This is a genomic window from Blastomonas sp. RAC04 (assembly GCF_001713435.1).
Classification (GTDB): Bacteria; Pseudomonadota; Alphaproteobacteria; order Sphingomonadales; family Sphingomonadaceae; genus Blastomonas; species Blastomonas fulva.
On the sequence record NZ_CP016460.1, the window covers coordinates 218,085 to 236,275 of the forward strand.

19 protein-coding genes are annotated in these 18,191 nt (G+C 63.8%); 12 read left to right on the forward strand and 7 right to left on the reverse strand.

The window, feature by feature from the left end:
• Nucleotides 1-68 precede the first annotated feature (68 nt).
• Nucleotides 69-1,814: a DUF885 domain-containing protein gene (locus BSY18_RS01990; protein ID WP_069049482.1), complete on the forward strand. Its 1,746-nt coding sequence runs from the start codon at nucleotides 69-71 to the stop codon at nucleotides 1,812-1,814.
• Between the two features lie 93 nt (nucleotides 1,815-1,907).
• Here the strand turns inward: BSY18_RS01990 and BSY18_RS01995 are convergent, their stop codons facing one another.
• Entirely contained in the window at nucleotides 1,908-2,273 is a 366-nt protein-coding gene (locus BSY18_RS01995; protein ID WP_054133267.1) for a hypothetical protein, read from the reverse strand.
• 13 nt (nucleotides 2,274-2,286) lie between these two features.
• Nucleotides 2,287-2,955: an EI24 domain-containing protein gene (locus BSY18_RS02000; protein WP_069049483.1), complete on the reverse strand. Its 669-nt coding sequence runs from the start codon at nucleotides 2,953-2,955 to the stop codon at nucleotides 2,287-2,289.
• Between the two features lie 143 nt (nucleotides 2,956-3,098).
• Between BSY18_RS02000 and BSY18_RS02005 the strand changes: the two genes are divergently transcribed.
• From BSY18_RS02005 to proC, 6 genes are all read left to right on the forward strand, one after another.
• Nucleotides 3,099-4,097 (forward strand): adenosine kinase, encoded by a 999-nt coding sequence (locus tag BSY18_RS02005; RefSeq protein ID WP_069051635.1) that lies wholly within the window; start codon nucleotides 3,099-3,101, stop codon nucleotides 4,095-4,097.
• Nucleotides 4,098-4,696: 599 nt separating this feature from the next.
• Entirely contained in the window at nucleotides 4,697-5,491 is a 795-nt protein-coding gene (locus BSY18_RS02010) for a TlyA family RNA methyltransferase (protein ID WP_069049484.1), read from the forward strand.
• A 106-nt stretch (nucleotides 5,492-5,597) separates the two neighbouring features.
• A complete protein-coding gene (locus tag BSY18_RS02015) occupies nucleotides 5,598-6,167 on the forward strand; it encodes a TspO/MBR family protein (RefSeq protein WP_069049485.1) in 570 nt (189 codons plus the stop codon).
• 96 nt (nucleotides 6,168-6,263) lie between these two features.
• On the forward strand, nucleotides 6,264-6,533 hold the full coding sequence (locus tag BSY18_RS02020; RefSeq protein WP_069051636.1) for an accessory factor UbiK family protein: 270 nt from the start codon (nucleotides 6,264-6,266) through the stop codon (nucleotides 6,531-6,533).
• Between the two features lie 192 nt (nucleotides 6,534-6,725).
• Entirely contained in the window at nucleotides 6,726-7,178 is a 453-nt protein-coding gene (locus tag BSY18_RS02025; protein WP_054133653.1) for a YbjN domain-containing protein, read from the forward strand.
• A gap of 165 nt (nucleotides 7,179-7,343) precedes the next feature.
• Nucleotides 7,344-8,147, forward strand: coding sequence for a pyrroline-5-carboxylate reductase (gene proC, locus BSY18_RS02030; protein WP_069049486.1), 804 nt, complete (start codon nucleotides 7,344-7,346; stop codon nucleotides 8,145-8,147).
• Here the strand turns inward: proC and BSY18_RS02035 are convergent.
• Genes BSY18_RS02035 through BSY18_RS02045 form a run of 3 tightly spaced genes read right to left on the reverse strand, consistent with a single transcriptional unit; the run spans nucleotide 8,141 to nucleotide 10,477 of the window.
• The gene (locus tag BSY18_RS02035; protein ID WP_069049487.1) at nucleotides 8,141-8,656 is read right to left on the reverse strand and encodes a GrpB family protein; all 516 of its coding nucleotides are present in this window, start codon (nucleotides 8,654-8,656) and stop codon (nucleotides 8,141-8,143) included. The genes proC and BSY18_RS02035 overlap by 7 nt on opposite strands.
• A 20-nt stretch (nucleotides 8,657-8,676) precedes the next feature.
• The gene (locus BSY18_RS02040) at nucleotides 8,677-9,546 is read right to left on the reverse strand and encodes an LOG family protein (RefSeq protein ID WP_069049488.1); all 870 of its coding nucleotides are present in this window, start codon (nucleotides 9,544-9,546) and stop codon (nucleotides 8,677-8,679) included.
• A gap of 25 nt (nucleotides 9,547-9,571) precedes the next feature.
• A complete protein-coding gene (locus BSY18_RS02045; RefSeq protein WP_335617675.1) occupies nucleotides 9,572-10,477 on the reverse strand; it encodes an extensin family protein in 906 nt (301 codons plus the stop codon).
• Between the two features lie 150 nt (nucleotides 10,478-10,627).
• On the opposite strand from BSY18_RS02045, the gene BSY18_RS02050 reads away from it, so the two are divergent.
• The 4 genes from BSY18_RS02050 to serA all read left to right on the forward strand — a co-directional run bounded on the left by BSY18_RS02050 (nucleotide 10,628) and on the right by serA (nucleotide 14,590).
• Nucleotides 10,628-11,233 (forward strand): sulfite oxidase heme-binding subunit YedZ, encoded by a 606-nt coding sequence (locus BSY18_RS02050; protein WP_069049489.1) that lies wholly within the window; start codon nucleotides 10,628-10,630, stop codon nucleotides 11,231-11,233.
• A 23-nt stretch (nucleotides 11,234-11,256) separates the two neighbouring features.
• Nucleotides 11,257-11,568 (forward strand): PepSY domain-containing protein, encoded by a 312-nt coding sequence (locus BSY18_RS02055; protein ID WP_231683617.1) that lies wholly within the window; start codon nucleotides 11,257-11,259, stop codon nucleotides 11,566-11,568.
• 153 nt (nucleotides 11,569-11,721) lie between these two features.
• A complete protein-coding gene (locus tag BSY18_RS02060) occupies nucleotides 11,722-12,879 on the forward strand; it encodes a phosphoserine transaminase (RefSeq protein ID WP_069049490.1) in 1,158 nt (385 codons plus the stop codon).
• A gap of 124 nt (nucleotides 12,880-13,003) precedes the next feature.
• A complete protein-coding gene (gene serA, locus BSY18_RS02065) occupies nucleotides 13,004-14,590 on the forward strand; it encodes a phosphoglycerate dehydrogenase (protein WP_054136199.1) in 1,587 nt (528 codons plus the stop codon).
• 59 nt (nucleotides 14,591-14,649) lie between these two features.
• Here serA and BSY18_RS02070 read toward each other — a convergent pair whose 3' ends face one another.
• Nucleotides 14,650-15,108, reverse strand: coding sequence for a PilZ domain-containing protein (locus tag BSY18_RS02070; protein WP_082382457.1), 459 nt, complete (start codon nucleotides 15,106-15,108; stop codon nucleotides 14,650-14,652).
• Nucleotides 15,109-15,181: 73 nt separating this feature from the next.
• Nucleotides 15,182-15,556: a winged helix DNA-binding protein gene (locus BSY18_RS02075; protein WP_069049492.1), complete on the reverse strand. Its 375-nt coding sequence runs from the start codon at nucleotides 15,554-15,556 to the stop codon at nucleotides 15,182-15,184.
• A gap of 486 nt (nucleotides 15,557-16,042) precedes the next feature.
• Between BSY18_RS02075 and BSY18_RS02080 the strand changes: the two genes are divergently transcribed.
• Complete coding sequence (locus BSY18_RS02080) at nucleotides 16,043-18,166, forward strand: TonB-dependent siderophore receptor (RefSeq protein WP_083231266.1); 2,124 nt, start codon at nucleotides 16,043-16,045, stop codon at nucleotides 18,164-18,166.
• The last annotated feature ends 25 nt before the right edge of the window (nucleotides 18,167-18,191 follow it).

Consider the following 18,191-nt stretch of genomic DNA (forward strand, 5'->3'; position numbering starts at 1 on the left):
CAAAACGAAATATGCTCCCCTTGCAGTGGGGGATTTTCCAAGTCTGAACTCCCATCAAAGGGTCGCGTATGAACTGGTCGAAAAAGCTCCTCGCTGCCGCATCGCTCGCCGTGATGGCGACCGCGTGCAGCGTTGCTCCGTCGGATCAGCCCGCCGCCTCCGAAAAGACCACGGGCATCGACACCGCATCCGACTGGGGCAAGTTCGTCGACACCTTCCTCACCGGCTATTTTCCGCGCAACCCGGATTTCGCGGTCTATCAGGGGCGGCACGAATTCGATGGCAAGCTGCCCGACTGGTCCGAAAAGGGGCTCGCCGACCAGATCGCGTTCCTGGAAAAGACGCTGGCGGATGCGGAGGGGATGGACCCGGCCAGTCTTGCCGACGATCACCGGTTCGAACGCGATTATCTGATCGCGGTGGTGCGCGGAAAGCTGTTCTGGCTCAAGCAGGCGGACTGGCCGCACCGTAACCCGGCGTTCTACACCGGAACGCTTGACCCGTCGGTCTATGTCACGCGGCCCTATGCTGATGTCGACACTCGCGCCAAGGCGTTCATCGCCTATGCCCGCGGCGTGCCAAAGGCGGCAGAGCAGATTCGCGCCAACCTGAAGACCCCGCTCGACCCCTATGCGATCGACTATGGGGTTAATGCGTTCGGCGGCTATGCCACCTTCTTCACCAGCGATGCCCGCGCCGCCTTTGCCGATGTCAGCGACGATGCGATCCGCGCCGATCTCGAATCCGCCACCGCCGAGGCGAGTAAGGCGATGCAGGGCCTGGCCGACTGGTTGAAGGCCGAGAAGACCACCGCAAAGGTCGGCTATGCGCTGGGCAGCGAACTGTTTTCGCAGATGCTGGTCGCGACCGAAATGGTCGACCTTCCGATCAGCGAACTGAAGGCGATCGGCGAGGCCGACCTCAAGCGCAATCAGGACGCGCTGGCGACCGCCTGCGCGCAGTTCGCCCCTGGCGCGACGATGGCCGATTGCATGGCGAAGCTGTCGCTCGACAAGCCCGAGGACGGTCCGGTGGCCGAAGCGCGTCGGCAGTTGCCCGAACTGCGCGCGTTCCTGGTCGACAAGGATCTGGTCTCGATTCCGGGGACCGAAGAGGCGAAGGTCGAGGAATCACCGCCCTACAACCGGCAGAACTCGGCCTATATCGATATCCCCGGACCTTACGAGAAAGGCCTGCCGTCGGTCTATTACATCTCGCCGCCCGATCCATCATGGGCGCCCGAGGTGCAGGCCGAATACATCCCGCCCAAAAAGGACCTGCTGTTCACCAGCGTGCACGAGGTGTGGCCGGGCCACTTCCTCAACTTCCTCCATGCAAACCGCGCCAAGTCGTTCTTCGGGCGGCTGTTCGTCGGCTATGCCTATGCCGAGGGCTGGGCGCATTATACCGAGGAGATGATGTGGGAAGCGGGCCTGGGCAAGGGCGATCCCGAAGTCCATATCGGCCAGCTTGCCAACGCGCTGCTGCGCAACTGCCGCTATCTCTCCGCGATCGGGCTGCACACCGGCGGCATGACGGTCGAGCAGTCGCTGACCATGTTCCGCGAGCAATGCTATATCGACGAAGGCAATGCGCGCCAGCAGGCGCTGCGCGGCACCTATGACCCGGGCTATCTCAACTACACGCTGGGCAAGCTGATGATCCGCAAGCTGCGCGCCGACTGGACTGCCGGCAAGGGCGGGCGCGATGCGTGGAAGGCGTTCCACGACGCGTTCCTCTCTTATGGCGGCCCCCCGGTGCCGATGGTGCGCGCCGCGATGATGGAAGAGAAGAGTGCCAAGGCGGTGTTTTGATCTTTTCGTCACCCCCGCGCAGGCTGGGCTCCCGCTTCTTTTTCTAGCGGTGGCGAACAAGCGGGGTTCCCGCGTTCGCGGGAATGACGAAGGCTACTTCTTCAAAGCATCCACGCACGCGGCGCGGTCAACCGACTGGCCGTCGCTGCGCCGCGCATCGATATAGGTGACCACCTGCGCGCCGCCTGCGCCTTCAGGATAGAGAAATGCGTCGAGCACGCAGGCGCTGCCGACGAACTGCAGCTTGCGCGCATCGAATTCGCGGACATCGAGCCGCGGCGTGCCGAACATACGCTCCAGATCGCGCGCGGATTTGCCCAGCACCGCCTCGAGCCCCTTGCCGGACAGCGTCGTACTGCGCGCCGGGATCGCGGGTCGGGCCGGGCTGGTGACCTTTTGCGGCGCGGCACAGGCAGCCAGCCCCAGCGTCAGCGCGGCAATCGCCAAAATGCGGTTCATCGGTGTCGCCCCTTCAGGCCCGGCGCTGGTGAAAAAGATGCGTAGCCATCGCCGCGGCTATAATCGGTGCGAACAGATTGACCAAGGGGACGAGCAGCAGCAGATTGGCAATCAGCCCAAGCACGAAACGGCTGGTCCGGGGCGAGGGCTCTGCCGCCAGCCCCGGATGCCGCGCGGAAACCATCTCGTCGAGGTCGCGCCCGACCAGAACCGCGTTCACGCCAAGGAACAGCATCGGGGCACCCACGCCGGTGAACAGCAGCACCAGCGCGAAGGGCAAAGCGATCGCGTTGTACACCAGCGCCCGGCCCAGCGAGCGCAACGCCATCGCCAGCGACGGCCCCCAGGGCAGATCGCGCGCGCTGGCGGCAGCCTGCGGGTAATGCTTGCGTTCGACCGCGATCACGATGCGGTCGGCGAACAGCTGCAGCACCGCAATCGCCACGACGCGCCACCAGAACCAGAAGGCGATGATGGTGGCGACCACTGCCAGCACTCCGGTCCATTCGGCATAACCGGACAGCGGCCCGCCATAGCTGGCCATTGCCCAGGCCAGACCCTGCCACAACCCCCAGCCGGTCAGCGCGAAGATCAGCGCGGCCAGCGCGAGCGTCCACGCCAGCGCGCCCAGGATGGCGCGATCGCCCAGTTGCGCCAGGCTCTTGAAGAAGGCGGTCAGCATGCGCCTATCGTGTCGGGCAATTCGGCCTCCGGGTCAATTGCGCGCAAATGGGCTTGAACCTGCAGGTGCAAGCCGATAGGCCGCGCGGCAACATTCCGCGCTGCCTCGTCCCTGGGGCGCGCCATCAGAAAGTCCTGCCCGAAATGACCAGCCCCCGTTTTGATGTCCTCGCCATCGGTAACGCCATTGTCGATGTCATGGCCCCCGCCGACGATGCCCTGCTCGCCAATGAAGGCCTGACCAAGGGCGGCATGATGCTGATCGACGCCGATCGCGCGACCTCTCTCTACGCGGCGATGGGCCCGGCGCAGGAAATCAGCGGCGGCTCGGCTGCCAACACGCTCGCGGGCCTTGCCGGAATGGGCTGCAAGTGCGCGTTCATCGGCCAGGTCGCCGACGACCAGCTGGGCGAAGTGTTCGCGCACGACGTTCGCGCGTTGGGCATCGATTATGCGACCCCCGTGCGCGCCGGCGACGACACCCCGACCGCGCGCTGCCTGATCCTGGTCACCCCCGATGGCCAGCGCACGATGAACACCTTCCTTGGCGCCTCGCAGTTCCTGCCCGCCAGCGCGCTCGACCCCAAGATGATTGCTGATGCCGCGGTTCTGTATCTCGAAGGCTATCTGTGGGATCCCGAAGAGCCGCGCGCCGCGATGCGTGCCGCCATTGATGCTGCACGGTCGGCAGGCCGCAAGGTCGCCTTCACGTTGTCCGATGCGTTCGTGATCGATCGCCACCGCGCCGACTTCCTCGATCTGCTCGACAAGGGCCAGATCGACATCCTGTTCGCCAACGAGGCGGAAATCTGCTCGCTGGCGCAGATCGACGACTTTGACGGCGCCGTCGCGGCGATCTCTGCCAAGCTGCCGACTCTGGTCGTCACCCGCAGCGAGCATGGCGCGATCGCGGTGCATGAAGGTGCGCGTTTTGCCGTGCCTGCCGAGCCGATCGACAAGGTGGTCGACACCACCGGCGCGGGCGATCTGTTCGCCGCCGGTTTCCTCGCCGGTCAGGCGCAGGGCAAGGACGTGGAAACGTCCTTGCGGATGGGCGCGATCGCCGCGGCCGAAATCATCTCGCATTTCGGCGCACGCTCGGCCGCCGACCTGAAGGCGCTGGTTGCACAGAAGTTGGGCTGAGGGTTAATTCACTTCCATCGTCATTCCCGCGCACGCGGGAATCCCGCTTCTGCGTGACATCCGCGCAATAGCGGGACCCTCGCGTTCGCGGGGGTGACGGGAAAGCCCGATAGCGCTGGATATATTCTGAGGTGAGGAGCGATCGGAAGGGCCGCTGCGTCGGTGACGCTCAAGCTGGCCATCGGTAAGGATCGTCGAAGCTGAAAATATGAGAGGGGCCGCCGGGGATCACAGCCCCCTGCGCGGCCCATCACATGGTCAGCGGCCGGAAGTGCCGCCTTCGAAGTGTATCTCGCGCTTTAACAAGCGCCTGCCCAGACCATTGGGCAGAAGGCTGTTAGCCGCGAACACTCCGAATGGACTTGACCGACCCCTTTGCTGAACCATGAGACATCGGATCACCTCCTTTCGCTATGTTGAAAACCAAGTGAAGGGCCATTCGCAAAAACCCGGAAACTCCCGCGCTTCTGACGATCTGTATACCTTGCATGACTGTTGTGAATCATCCCGGGGTTCACAGCAAGACTTGTAATTCATTTTTTTTGGCGTCACTATCTGCCGCTCGCAAAAGCAAGGCACTGCCGGTATGGCAGGCTGCCATGCCCGATCATCCCCCCCATTCCGCACTCGGCAAAAAGGCTTCGGCCAAGGCGCCCAAGCTGCGCATCGACCAGCTGCTGGTCGAGCGCGGGCTGGTTGAAAGCCGCGCACGCGCGCAGGCGCTGATCCTGGCGGGGCTGGTGTTCGCAGGCGAGCGCAAGATTGCCAAGGCGGGCGAGGCGCTGGCCACCGATGCGCCTGTCGAGGTGCGCGGGCGCGATCATCCCTGGGTGTCGCGTGGCGGCATCAAGCTGGCGCACGCGCTCGACCATTTCGGCATCGATGTGACCGGCATGATCGGAATCGACGTCGGCTCGTCCACCGGCGGTTTCACCGATGTGCTGCTGACCCGCGGCGCCGCACATGTGTTCGCGGTCGACAGCGGCACCAACCAACTCGCCTGGAAGCTGCGGCAGGACCCGCGCGTCACCGTGCACGAACAGACCAGCGCGCGAATCCTGACCGACGCGCATATCACGCAGGCCATCGACATCGTGGTGTGCGACGCCAGTTTCATCGCGCTCGACAAGGTGCTGCCAGTGCCGATGTCCTTTGCGCGCCCGGGCGCGTGGCTGGTCGCGTTGATCAAGCCGCAGTTCGAGGTGGGGCGCGACCAGATCGGCAAGGGCGGGGTGGTGCGCGATCCCGCGCTGCACGCCGCGGTGTGCGACCGGGTGATGCAATGGCTCGAAAGCATCGACTGGCCAGTCACCGGCCTGACGCAAAGCCCGATTACAGGGCCAAGTGGCAACGTGGAATTTCTGGTCGCGGCACAAAAAGGACGCAGCTGCTGACCCGAAGCGGTACGCATTTGCATGGTAAACCCCGCTGGCGCGGCGCAAATGAATCCGATATGCCGATGCAGGTAAACCCCTGAAAAGGGCAGGAGACTCCGCTTCGATGAATGAAATCGCCTCGCCCATGCAGCTTCGCCTCGGCTTTTTGCGCTGGGCCCTGCTGTTTGTCCCGCTGGTCGTGCTGCTCGGCTTCGGCGTCAGCGATTTTTCCGGATCGGGTGAGGACAACCGCTGGTTCCAGGCGCTGCAGAAGCCCGAAGCGCAGCCGCCTGGCTGGGCGTTCGGCGCGGCATGGTCGGTGCTGTACGTGATGATGGGGCTCGCCGTAACCGTCGTCGTCACTGCACGCGGGGCTAAATTGCGCGGGCTTGCGGTGCTTTTGTTCTTCGTCCAGCTGGCGCTCAACCTTGCCTGGCCGATCTATTTCTTCGGGATGCATCAGGTGACCGGCGCGTTCTATCTGCTGGTGGCGGTGTTCGTGGCGGCGTTTGCCACGACGATCGTGTTTGGCCGGGTACGCCCGCTCGCGGCGTGGCTGATGGTGCCGTATCTCGCCTGGCTGTGCTTTGCCTCGGTGCTCAACAAGCAGATCGATACGCTCAACCCCAATGCGGAAAATCTGGTCGTGCCGCGCGATTCCCAGCGGATCCAGCTGGCCCCGCCCGCGCCCTGACCTCATCAAGGGCGCTTGCGATTGGTGCAGGCGCAACCCACATGCTATGGCATCACAATTGAACCGGGGCGCAATGCGCCTGCGATGGAGACTTTCATGCAGAACAAATCCGAATTTGGCGGCGATTTCGCAAAGTTCATCAACGGCCTGGCCGGAACCGTTGCAGGCATGAGCCGCGAGGCGGGGGAAAGCGCGCGCGAGCGGACCCGCGAATGGATCGCCGGGCTCGATTTCGTCAGCCGTGAAGAGTTCGACGCGGTAAAGGAAATGGCCAGCAAGGCGCGCGAGGAAAACGAGGCCCTGAAGGCCCGGCTCGACGCGTTGGAAGCGGCAATGGCCAACAAGGGCGCCGGCCCCGCCGCCTGAACGCGGTTTAACGCCCCGTTATCCACAGTTTTTGAACAGACTTCACCACATCACGCGTAGCAGTGGCCCGAGCGGCCATTGCGCGCAGCCGCGCATCCCGGCAATTTAAAGGCGCGCCAAGGGGCGCGAAAGGAAATTCATTTGAACGAACAGCAGCTTGATCTGGACCGGGAAGAAGCCGCCCCGGTGGACATGCTTGCCGCGCTGTTCGAGGCGCGGGGCTGGCCGTGCGAAATGGTGGGCGAGGACGAGCTGCTGACCGAGGTCAAGGGCAGCTGGACCAGCTATCAGCTGCGTGCGATCTGGCGGCACGAGGACAATGTCCTGCAGCTGCTGGCCATGCCGGACATTCGCGTTCCCGATGACAAGTTCGCGGTCATCTGCGAGGCCCTGGCGCTGATCAACGAGCAATTGTGGCTGGGCCATTTCGACATCTGGTCGAACAGCGGCGTGGTGCTGTATCGCAACGGCATGATGCTGGGTAGCGACGCGATGCTGGGGCTCGACCAGGCGCAACTGGCGGTCGAGGCGGCAATCGACGAGTGCGACCGCTTCTATCCGGTGTTCCAGTTCATCCTGTGGGGCGACAAGACTCCGCAAGAAGCCCTCGCCGCCGCGCTGATCGACACCCAGGGCGAGGCTTGAGGCATAAACGCCAGCAACAGTTTCGAGGCTGGCATTTGCTCCCCTGATCCGTCATTCCCGCGCAGGCGGTAATCCCGCTTTTTGCGACGGTAGCCAAGGAAGCGGGCCCCCCGCGTTCGCGTGGGTTACGATTGAGCAATTCGTTCGCGCAGATGGAGACGGGCCTTGTCCAAGCTATTCCCCCAATCGCTGCTCGTCATTGGGTCAGGCAACATGGCCGGCGCGATGCTGCGCGGGTGGTTTGCGCGCGGGCTCGATCCGGCCAGCGTCACCATCGTCGATCCGTCACCGCGTGACCTGCCCGAAGGCGTCCGCCACCTTATCGCAATCGAGGCCAGCATCTCCGCGCCCGAATGGCTGCTGCTGGGGATCAAGCCGCAGATGCTGCCCGATGTCGCGTCGCAAGTTGCGTCGCTCGACCTGTCGGAGACATTGCTGGTGTCGATGCTCGCCGGAATTGAGATCACCGCGCTGCGCTCCGCTGTGCCGCAGACCAGGGCGATCGCCCGGATCATGCCCAATATGGCGATCGGCATCGGCCAGTCGGTCACCGCTTTGTTCGCCGAAGCCCTGGCTCAGCCTGAGCAGGAGCAATTGGAAGCGCTGTTTGCCATGCTCGGCAGCGCCGAGTGGCTGACCGACGAATCGCAGATGCACCTCGTCACCGCGCTCAGCGGGTCAGGGCCCGCCTATCTGTTCCGATTCATCGATGCGCTGGGCAAGGGGGCGCAAGCGCTTGGCATGCCCGCGGATCAGGCGTCGCGCTTCGCGCTTGCCATGGTGCGTGGATCGGCCGAACTCGCCTATCAGTCGCCCGAGAGCCCGGCGCAGCTTGCCGAGCGGGTCGCGAGCCCCGGCGGCACCACCCGCGCCGCGCTCAACGTGTTCGATGCCGACGATGCGCTCGATCGGCTGGTGGCCGAGGCGATGGCGGCTGCAGCCAGGCGCAGCGTCGAACTGGGTCAGTAGGCACGCGGACGCCCGCGATACCAGGCAAGCGCATCGGTCTGGGTCTCCAGGACAAAGGGTGCCTTGCCTTCGATATAATCTTCAGCCCCGGCGACAAGCCGCTGCTTCAGCAGTGAATATCGCGCGGCGATATCCGGATGCGCGCGCAGATAATCGCGGAACGCCAGATGGCGTTCGATATCCGCCGATCCTGCCGCATAGCCATGCAGATGGTGGGTCCGGCGCCCGGATGCGTCGTCCTTGCGGAAATACCGCCGCCCGTCGATGCCGTATGCCCCCATCGCCTGATAGCCAAGGGCGGCCAGCGCGGGGGCAGCCTCTTCGAGTGCGTCCAGCGATGTTGCCACTGCCAGCATGTCGATCACCGGCTTGGCATGGATGCCGGGAATGGCGGTGCTGCCGATATGGTGCAGCGTGATCAGACTTTCGCCCATGGCGGAACGGATGGCTTCCCGCTCCGCCATGAAGTCCTTTTTCCACAGGGGGTTATGGGCAATGATTTTGACCATGCCTCAACCCGGTCCAGCGCTCAGCCGCAGGGCAGTTCGTAGAACGTCCGGATCTTGTCCCATGCCTCATCGGCGGTTTCGACAAAGCTGAACAGCTGCAGATTGCCCGGCGAGATCACGCCTTCCTCGGCCAGCGCCTCGAAATTGACCACACGGTTCCAGAACTTGCGGCCAAACAGCATGATCGGGATCGGCGCCATCTTGCCGGTCTGGATCAGGGTGAGCAGCTCGAAGAATTCGTCAAAGGTGCCGAAGCCGCCGGGGAACACCGCGACCGCGCGCGCGCGCAGCAGGAAGTGCATCTTGCGCAGTGCGAAATAGTGGAATTGGAACGACAGATGCGGGGTAACGAAACGGTTGGGCGCCTGTTCGTGCGGAAGCACGATGTTGAGCCCGACCGATTCCTTGCCGACATCGGCAGCGCCGCGGTTGGCCGCTTCCATGATCGAGGGGCCACCGCCCGAGCAGACGACGAACTGGCGCTTGCCGTCTTCTTCGACGCCGCATTCGCTCGCCAGCTGGGCCAGCTTGCGCGCTTCGTCGTAGTATTTTGCCTTGGCGACCAGCCGCTCCGCGACGGTCTTTTCTTCCGGCGTGCGCGCGGCCTCGACCAGCCCTTCGGTCTTGTCGGGCGAGGGGATGCGCGCGGAACCGTAGATCACCAGGGTCGATCCGATGCCAGCCTCTTCGAGCAGCATTTCGGTCTTCAGCAGCTCCAGCTGGAAGCGAACCGGGCGCAGCTCCTGCCGCAGCAGAAAGTCGGTATCGCCAAAGGCCAGCCGGTAGGCGGGGTCCTGGGTCTGGGGGGTGTCGTGTACCGCAGCGTCGGCGGTGCGGGCGTCTTCGGCAGCTTGGCGAAAACGCGGCTCGGTTAGGTCTTTCTTTGTCATCGCCCGCAATTAAGGGGCCAGCGCGCTATCGGCAATAGCCTTGGCCGCTCATGTCGACATGAAGATGGTCCTGATGCGCCGCATTATAGTCCGGGCCCAGCACCGTGCCGAAGCGCTTGCAGGCGCTGGCGTAGATGGTGCGCAGGAAGGCGCGCTCCTGGTTGGAGCCAGCCCAGCCCTGCTTGACCGAGATGCGCCTGCCATCGGCGAGCACGAACGCGGCGATATCGATCGCGTTGGCGTGTGCGTGCTGCGACAGTTTGACCGAGCCTGCAATGTTGCGGCAGGAATAGCTGCCCATCGTCTCGATCTTCACCAGTGGGCTGCCCAGCATCTGCTCTGCCGCGCGCGCGATCCCGAACTGCGCCCAGCCGGCAAATCGCTGGGCCAGCTCGCAGCGCACGGGGCCGATGTTGCTGATCGCCAGCTCGTTGAGTCCACGCGGCGCGTCGGTGAGCGCAATCGTCGACAACCGCACGCTGCCCAGCTGCGAACAGCCCGCGCCGAACACCTGATCGGGCACGGGGGTGAAGCGGACCTGCGCCTGAGTGAGTGCGCTGATGCACTGGCGGGTGTCGGCGACGCTTGGGGCAGGGAGGGCTGCTGGTCGCGCGATCTGCGGTGTGGGCGCGCGCGATACGCCGCGACCCTCAGGCAGCATGCTGCATCCGGCGATCAGCACCGACAGCGCCGCGACCAGCGCCATGCGCTGCATTTCGGGCGAGCTTGAATTGGCGCAAAAACGCGGGTCGGCCCTGCGCAGAGGATAACGCGGGCGGCTGTGGGGACGGCCGCTGCCCGCGAGCAGCGTGGCAAGGTCGGGGGTTGCAGTCCCCGGGCTGGCAGGCACCACGCCGGCACCATCAACCTGCGCACCGGGCAGCATGCTGCCGGTTGCGGGGTTGCTGAAGGGAGGGGCGGCGTTGGTCATGAGATCGATGTTACCCTATGAACTTTAACCCTGCCGTGCCGTCTATGGTTAACAAGCAGGTAGGGATTGAAACCCCGACATTGCAAGGGATTGCAGACGGGTCTAGCGGTGGCGGAGGCATCTTTCCGCCCCGAACAATGAAGGTCCGCAATGCTGCGCATCCTGAAGATTCCCGAGCTTTTCTGGGTGGTGCTTGCCATCCCTGCGATCGCGATGATCATCGGGTTCGTTAAGGATCCGGTGACCGCGTTCGACCTCGTCCACCCCAGCGGCGAATTTTCGGTCCGGCTGATGATCGTTGCGATGATGGTCAGCCCGCTGCGTGCGATCCTCGGGCGGCGCGGCTGGCTGGACTGGCTGCTGTCGCGGCGGCGCGCGCTCGGCGTGGCGGCGTGCGGCTATGGCGTGCTGCATCTGGCGTTCTACCTGTATGACATGGGCGATTGGGCAATGATCGCCGAAGAAGCGCTGATTTTCAGCATCTGGACGGGGTATCTCGCGCTGATCATCTTCATTGCCATGGCGCTGACCAGCAACAACGCCGCGCAGCGCGCACTGCGCGCCAACTGGAAGCGGCTGCAGCGGCTGGTCTATCCTGCGGCATTGCTGATCGCGCTCCACTGGTTTTATGTCGACGGAGAATGGAAGAGCATGGCGGTGCATTTTGTTCCGCTGCTCATCCTGGAAACCGCTCGCATCATCCTTATGTTCAAGCGGCGTTCAGCGCGGCGTGCCACACAGGCGATGACGCGCTGACGTCAAGAGAAGAGGGACAATCCATGAAGTTTTCGCAGGCCATGATGGCACTTGCCGCCGCCACCGCAATGCAGTTTGCTGCCAGCCCGGCGGCGCTGGCCACCGGCAAGATGAAGTGCGACTCGGGCCCGCAGTCGACTTGGAAGAGCCGCACCGACCTCGAGTCGAAGCTCACCAAAGACGGCTGGAAGGTCAAGAAGTCCAAGGTCGATGGCGGCTGCTATGAAGTCTATGGCGTGACCCCCGAGGGCCAGAACGTCGAGGCCTATTTCCATCCCGTGACGATGGAAAAGCTGCTGGTGTCGCAGCGCGGCAAGGTAATTTTCAAGAAGTGACCCCCGCGCCGCCCTGTGCCTTTGTTGCACGGGGCGGCGTGATTCTGGACCCGTCCGCCATTTGGTGATTGCCAGTTGTGCAATACATCCCTAGGGCCGTCGACGGGCCACGCGGTCCCAACGCCGCGCGTGCTCTCTGTAAGGAGAGACTACATGACTGATACTGTTGGCGCGAGCACCAATGTGCTTGCCGCAAAACCTGCTACCCTGCCTGCTCGGCCGCACTTCTCGTCCGGCCCCTGCGCCAAGCCTCCAGGCTGGTCGCCGCAAGCGCTTGCCACCGAATCGCTGGGACGTTCGCACCGCTCGAAGGTCGGCAAGGCGCGTATGCAATATTGCATCGACCTGATGCGCGAACTGCTCAAGCTCCCCGACACCCACCGCATCGGCATCGTGCCCGGCTCTGACACCGGCGCCTATGAAATGGCGATGTGGACGATGCTGGGCGCACTCCCCGTCACCGCGCTTGCGTGGGAAAGCTTCGGCGAAGGCTGGGTGACCGATGCCGCCAAGCAGCTCAAGCTCGACCCCACCATCATCCGTGCCGATTACGGCCACATCCCCGATCTCGACGCGGTCGACTGGTCGAACGACGTCCTGTTCACCTGGAACGGCACCACCTCGGGCGCGCGCGTCCCCAATGGCGACTGGATCGCCGAGGACCGCGAAGGCCTGAGCTTCGCCGACGCCACCAGCGCGGTGTTCGCCTATGACCTGCCTTGGGACAAGATCGACGTCGCCACGTTCAGCTGGCAGAAGGTTCTTGGCGGCGAAGGCGGCCATGGCGTCATCATCCTCGGCCCGCGCGCCGTCGAACGGCTCGAAAGCTACACGCCGGCCTGGCCGCTGCCCAAGGTGTTCCGCCTGGTTTCCAAGGGCAAGCTGGCAGAAGGCGTGTTCAAGGGCGAGACGATCAACACCCCCTCGATGCTCGCGGTCGAAGATGCGATCTTTGCGCTCGAATGGGGCAAGTCCATCGGCGGTGCCGAAGGCATGGTTGCGCGCAGCAACGCCAATGCCGCCGCGCTCGACGCCATCGTTCAGGCGCGGCCGTGGCTGGGTCATCTTGCGCCCGATCCGGCGACGCGTTCGACCACCAGCGTCTGTCTGACGGTCGAAGGCGCGGACGAGGCGTTCATCAAGGCCTTTGCCGGACTGCTCGAGAAGGAAGGCGCGGCCTTCGACATCGCAGGGTATCGCGATGCACCTCCGGGCCTTCGCATCTGGTGCGGCGCCACGGTCGACACCGCCGATATCGAGGCGCTGGGGCCCTGGCTCGACTGGGCCTATTCCGAGCTCAAAGCTTCCTGATTGTATCCGGTTCCCCGCGAAGGCGGGGATCCATCTCCTGCGCGTGCACCAGGTGCAGCCGTTGGGAGATGGACCCCTGCCTGCGCAGGGGACCATCACATCTTTCCGATAAAGGAATTCCGACATGCCTAAAGTTCTCATTTCCGACAAAATGGACCCCAAAGCCGCGCAGATTTTTCGCGAGCGCGGCTGCGAAGTCGATGTCATCACCGGCCAGACGCCCGAAGAGCTCGCCGGGATCATCGGCCAGTATGATGGCCTTGCCATCCGCTCCTCGACCAAGGTGACCAAGGCGATCCTCGATGCGGCGACCAACCTCAAGGTCGTCGGCCGCGCCGGGATCGGCGTCGACAATGTCGATATTCCTGCTGCTTCGGCCAAGGGTGTCGTCGTCATGAACACCCCGTTCGGCAACTCGATCACCACCGCCGAGCACGCCATCGCGCTGATGTTCGCGCTTGCCCGCCAGCTGCCCGAGGCCGATGCCTCGACCCAGGCGGGCAAGTGGGAGAAGAACCGCTTCATGGGCGTCGAACTCACCGCCAAGACTTTGGGCCTGATCGGCGCGGGCAACATCGGTTCGATCGTTGCCGATCGTGCGCTGGGCCTCAAGATGAAGGTGGTCGCGTTCGATCCGTTCCTGACGCCCGAACGCGCGGTGGAGCTGGGCATCGAGAAGGTGACGCTCGACGATCTGCTCGCGCGCGCCGATTTCATCACGCTGCACACCCCGCTCACCGACCAGACCCGCAATATCCTGAGCAAGGACGCGCTGGCCAAGACCAAGAAGGGCGTGCGCATCATCAACTGCGCGCGTGGCGGACTGATCGACGAGGCGGCGCTCAAGGAGGCGCTGGATTCGGGTCAGGTCGCGGGCGCTGCGCTCGACGTGTTCGCCACCGAGCCTGCCACCGACAGCCCGCTGTTCGGCACCCCCAACTTCGTCTCGACCCCGCATCTGGGCGCATCGACCAGCGAAGCACAGGTCAATGTCGCGATCCAGGTTGCCGAGCAGATGGCCGATTATCTGGTCAAGGGCGGCGTCACCAACGCGCTCAACATGCCCAGCCTGTCGGCCGAGCAGGCCCCCAAGCTGCGTCCCTATATGGCGCTGGCGACCAATCTTGGCCGTCTGGTCGGCCAGCTCGAGAGCGATCGGGTCAAGAGCATCTCGATCGAGGTCGAGGGCGCTGCGGCCGAGCTCGACATGAAGCCGATCACCGCTGCCGTGCTTGCCGGTTTCATGCGCGCGTTCAGCGACAGCGTGAACATGGTCAACGCACCGTTCCTCGCCAAGGATCGCGGCCTCGATGTGCGCGAAGTGCGGCATGATCGCGAAGGCGACTATCACACGCTGGTTCGCGTGTCGGTGGCGACCGAGGATGGCGAACGTTCGGTTGCCGGCACGCTGTTCGGCAATGCAACTCCGCGTCTGGTCGAAATCTACGGCATCAAGATCGAGGCCGATCTGGCGGGGCACATGCTCTACATCGTCAACCGCGACGAGCCCGGCTTTATCGGACGGCTGGGATCGACGCTGGGCGAGGCCAATGTCAACATCGCGACCTTCCATCTGGGTCGTCGCGAAGCGCGCGCGGGCGGCGAGGCGGTGCTGCTGCTGTCGCTCGATGGCGCTGTGGCCGAACCCGTGCTGTGGAAATTGTGCCAGCTGGCCGGCGTGAAGACGGTCAAGAGCCTGCGCTTCGACTGATCATTTGTTGCGACCCCCTGCTTCCGGAGCAATCCGGGGGCAGGGCGGTTCCTGCCGGGTCAGCGGTCGCGGCGGAGCGAGATGCTGGGCCGATACGTGTTCTTCATCGGCTTGAACCGTGTGAAGACGTGGTTTTCCAGCGGCTTGTTGACTTCGCTGTCCCAGTTGGAGCCGTTGAAGGCGAGGTTCTCGATCGCCTTGGTATCGATGCGCAGGTCCGAGGTCAGCTGCGCACCGAACTGGCCGCTGCGCACCCAGCGCACCTCTGCCTCGAACCGGCCCAGGCCGGGGCGGTCGATATCCACGACATCACCGGGGATCAGCGCTGCATTGCAACGCCCGCCCAGACCACCGCTCGAGATATCGCGGATGACCGCATCGGCGCTGCCAAAGCGCTCGTGAAAGACGGTGACCTTCATCAGCCGGTGCACCCGTGCCTCACGCTGCGGCAGGTTCTCGTCAACCTTGGGGGTTGCCGGAACGTCAGATCCTGTCAGTCCTCTTTTTCCGAAAGACATAGCGGTTTCATCCTCATCGTGACGAGAGGTAGCCGCAAACCTTTAAATTCGAGTAAAGTGACCTGGGGCCGGATCAGGCCGGGCCCATCTTGTCCAGATAGGCATCGAATTGCGCTTCGCCCATGCGGGTGAGGGACACGCGGGTGCGTCTGCGGTCTGATCGGTCGGGCACCATTTCGGCATAGCCCTTTTCGCGCAGCTGGTGAATGAGGCGCAGCGCGGTGCTTTCGGGTGCGTCGCACATCAGGCACAGGTCGCTCATCGAAAGCTGGGAGCCGTTGCGCTTGGCGGCCAGCAGCGCGACCAGCATGTCCCAGCTGGGGTTGCGCAGCTTCAGCCCGGGAAAGCTGGAGGAGCGCAACCGACTGGCCTGCTGTTCCTGCAGGATCAGCCGCGTCTTGCGGTCGCCTTCGGCCCCTCTGGCGTCGGCATGGATTTCACCGCCCATGACTGGCCTGTTCCACGAAGCTGTGGAGCGCGCAGAAGTATCTCTGGCTAACGATTTCACGTGCTTTCCCCTGTGCAAAGTCGTGCGACCGTTCGCCATCTGTCTGCCGGTATGAAGGAATTGACTTCCAGTGGCAGCGACGGCTTGTCCGATTTTTTATGTTTCGCAGTATCTCTAAAGACTTGCTACCCCGACTTTTGGGGGATGCGTGCATTTTTGTACAATTCCGACGCGGTTCCATTGGTTGTAGCCCCCACAATTAGCCCCGAAAAACAAGGTGCCGATACTTTCATTTGGGTATGTCTGCGGGCGATGCGTGCCGAGCTGGGCGCGGGTTTGCCGCACGGCCGTTGTATCTCGCTGGCACTGGCCCGGCGCCCTAGCTGATGATTTTCCCAAAACCCCCCCCCAATCGGGGGAATAAACGCTATTGCGAATAGATTGCAACTGAATTAGGTCCCCGGCGCGACTTCGGGAGAAATAAAAATGACTCGCAAAAGCTTTAGCAAATTTCTCGCTGGCACCGCGCTGGCGGCAACCGGGTGGGGCGCGCCCGTGCTGGCGCAGGAGATCGACGCTGTAGAGGCACCACGGCCAGAGATCATCGTGACGGGGGCGCGGCAGCAGAGCGCCGCCGGGACCAAGACGGATACGCCCGCGATCGAGACGCCGCAGCCGATCACCGTCGTCACCGACGACCAGTTCCTCGCTCAGGGGGCGCTGTCGATTGCCGATACGCTCAACTATGTCGCGGGGGTGCAGGCCAACGCTTATGGCCCCGATGGCCGCGTGGATTCGAGCTTCATCCGCGGCTCCAGCCCGTTGCAGTTCCGCGATGGCATGCGCGACATCTTCAGCTTCTATGCGAGCATCCGCGCGGACCCGTATAATTTCTCGCAGGTCGAGGTGGTGCGCGGGCCCGCCTCGGTGCTGTTCGGGCAGAGCTCGATCGGCGGGCTGATCAACCTGGTGTCAAAGGCCCCATCGTTCGAAACGCGCGGTGAAATAGCGGTGCGCTACGGCAGCTTCGACCGCAAGGAGATGCTCGCAGATGTTACCGGGGGCATCACCGACACCGTTGCCGCACGAATGGTGGCGCGGGTGCGCGACGCCGATACCCAGGTCGATTTCGTGCGCGACGACCGCGTGATGCTCTCGCCCTCGCTGCTCTGGCAGCCGACGGACGATACCAGGCTGACGCTGATCGGGCTCTATCAGGAAGACGAGGGCGGATCGGTGTCGCAGTTCCTGCCTTTGGTCGGAACGCTGCTGCCCAACCCCAATGGTCGCCTTGCCAACAGCACCTTCATCGGCAAGCCTGGCTGGGACCGATACGATGGCCGCCTGCTGCAGGGAACGGCGCTGTTTGAGCACCGCTTCAGCGATGCAGTCAGCTTCTCCGCCAAGGCGCGCAGCATCGACAGCAACCTCACCTATCTGACGCACTACCCCAACAGCTATTCCAATCCGACCAATCCGTATCTGGATGCCAATCAGCGGATCATCGGAAACTATGCCGATGGCAGCATCGCCCGGCTCGACATCTTTTCGACCGACAACAACCTCAAATTCAACTTCAACACCGGCGGCAATATCGAGCATGTCGTGCTGGCAGGGGTGGACTACAGCTGGAACCGGGTGCGCAAGAATGGCGGTTTTGCGCTCGAGACCATCGACATCTACGATATCGATTACGCCGCGCTGTCGAACTTCGGCGGCGGCATTCCGACAGCAGCCTTTCCGGGCTTCCTCGGTGGCTCGTCCGAGGACAATACCCAAAAGCAGCTCGGCTTCTATCTGCAGGACCAGATCCGGCTGTGGGACCGGGTGTCGATCGTGCTGGGCGGGCGCCGCGATACGGTTCGGTCGTCGTCGCCTGGCAATCCCACGGTCAAGGTCAGCGCGACATCGTTGCGCGCCGGAATCATCGGCGAGCTCGTCCGGGGCGTCTCCCCGTTCTTCAGCTATACCGAATCCTTCGATCCGATCGCTGGCACCGCGAGCAACGGCAACCCGTTCACTCCCAAGCGCGGGCGGCAGTTCGAGGGCGGGGTCAAGTTCCACCCCGACGAAGCGACTCTGGTGACCTTGACCGCGTACCACATCAAGGAAACCGGAAGGCCGATCGACGATCCCAGCACCCCCGACCCGTTCGACCAGTTCCAGGCAGGCGCGCTGACCTCAAAGGGCTTCGAGATCGAGGCCAGCCGCCGTCTGCCTGGCAACTGGGAACTGCTCGCCAACTATAGTTATACCAGGGCCCGGATCGACGGCACCAACCGCCAGCTGGAAAACGTGCCCGAGCACAACGCGTCGGTATGGGGCACCAAGTCGTTCGCGCTCGATGACGAGACCAATCTGCGCATCGGCGCCGGGGTGAGGCATTCCAGCGCCAATCTCTCGTTCGGTGCGGCATTCCCGGATGGCCTGCGCACGCCGTCCTATACGCTGGTCGATGCCCTGGTCGAGCTGGCCCGGGGACCGTGGTCGCTGGCGGTCAACGCCACCAACCTGTTCGACAAGAGCTTCTATTCGGCATGCCTTGCGCGTGGCGATTGCTTCATCGGAGCAGAGCGTAACGTCTTCGGCACCGTGAGCTACCGCTTCTGAGGCGATTGCACGGGCGGCGATCGGC

Excerpts from the sequence above, each read along its gene's own strand:
- BSY18_RS02070 (WP_082382457.1), bottom strand. The coding sequence starts at position 15,108 with ATGTCTTTCGGAAAAAGAGGACTGACAGGATCTGACGTTCCGGCAACC.
- BSY18_RS02005 (WP_069051635.1), top strand. The coding sequence starts at position 3,099 with ATGACCAGCCCCCGTTTTGATGTCCTCGCCATCGGTAACGCCATTGTC.
- serA (WP_054136199.1), top strand. The coding sequence starts at position 13,004 with ATGCCTAAAGTTCTCATTTCCGACAAAATGGACCCCAAAGCCGCGCAG.
- BSY18_RS02025 (WP_054133653.1), top strand. The coding sequence starts at position 6,726 with ATGCTTGCCGCGCTGTTCGAGGCGCGGGGCTGGCCGTGCGAAATGGTG.
- BSY18_RS02015 (WP_069049485.1), top strand. The coding sequence starts at position 5,598 with ATGAATGAAATCGCCTCGCCCATGCAGCTTCGCCTCGGCTTTTTGCGC.
- BSY18_RS02010 (WP_069049484.1), top strand. The coding sequence starts at position 4,697 with ATGCCCGATCATCCCCCCCATTCCGCACTCGGCAAAAAGGCTTCGGCC.
- BSY18_RS02000 (WP_069049483.1), bottom strand. The coding sequence starts at position 2,955 with ATGCTGACCGCCTTCTTCAAGAGCCTGGCGCAACTGGGCGATCGCGCC.
- BSY18_RS02035 (WP_069049487.1), bottom strand. The coding sequence starts at position 8,656 with ATGGTCAAAATCATTGCCCATAACCCCCTGTGGAAAAAGGACTTCATG.
- BSY18_RS02075 (WP_069049492.1), bottom strand. The coding sequence starts at position 15,556 with ATGGGCGGTGAAATCCATGCCGACGCCAGAGGGGCCGAAGGCGACCGC.
- BSY18_RS02045 (WP_335617675.1), bottom strand. The coding sequence starts at position 10,477 with ATGACCAACGCCGCCCCTCCCTTCAGCAACCCCGCAACCGGCAGCATG.
- BSY18_RS02040 (WP_069049488.1), bottom strand. The coding sequence starts at position 9,546 with ATGACAAAGAAAGACCTAACCGAGCCGCGTTTTCGCCAAGCTGCCGAA.
- BSY18_RS01990 (WP_069049482.1), top strand. The coding sequence starts at position 69 with ATGAACTGGTCGAAAAAGCTCCTCGCTGCCGCATCGCTCGCCGTGATG.
- BSY18_RS02060 (WP_069049490.1), top strand. The coding sequence starts at position 11,722 with ATGACTGATACTGTTGGCGCGAGCACCAATGTGCTTGCCGCAAAACCT.
- BSY18_RS02055 (WP_231683617.1), top strand. The coding sequence starts at position 11,257 with ATGAAGTTTTCGCAGGCCATGATGGCACTTGCCGCCGCCACCGCAATG.
- BSY18_RS02080 (WP_083231266.1), top strand. The coding sequence starts at position 16,043 with ATGACTCGCAAAAGCTTTAGCAAATTTCTCGCTGGCACCGCGCTGGCG.
- BSY18_RS02050 (WP_069049489.1), top strand. The coding sequence starts at position 10,628 with ATGCTGCGCATCCTGAAGATTCCCGAGCTTTTCTGGGTGGTGCTTGCC.
- BSY18_RS02020 (WP_069051636.1), top strand. The coding sequence starts at position 6,264 with ATGCAGAACAAATCCGAATTTGGCGGCGATTTCGCAAAGTTCATCAAC.
- BSY18_RS01995 (WP_054133267.1), bottom strand. The coding sequence starts at position 2,273 with ATGAACCGCATTTTGGCGATTGCCGCGCTGACGCTGGGGCTGGCTGCC.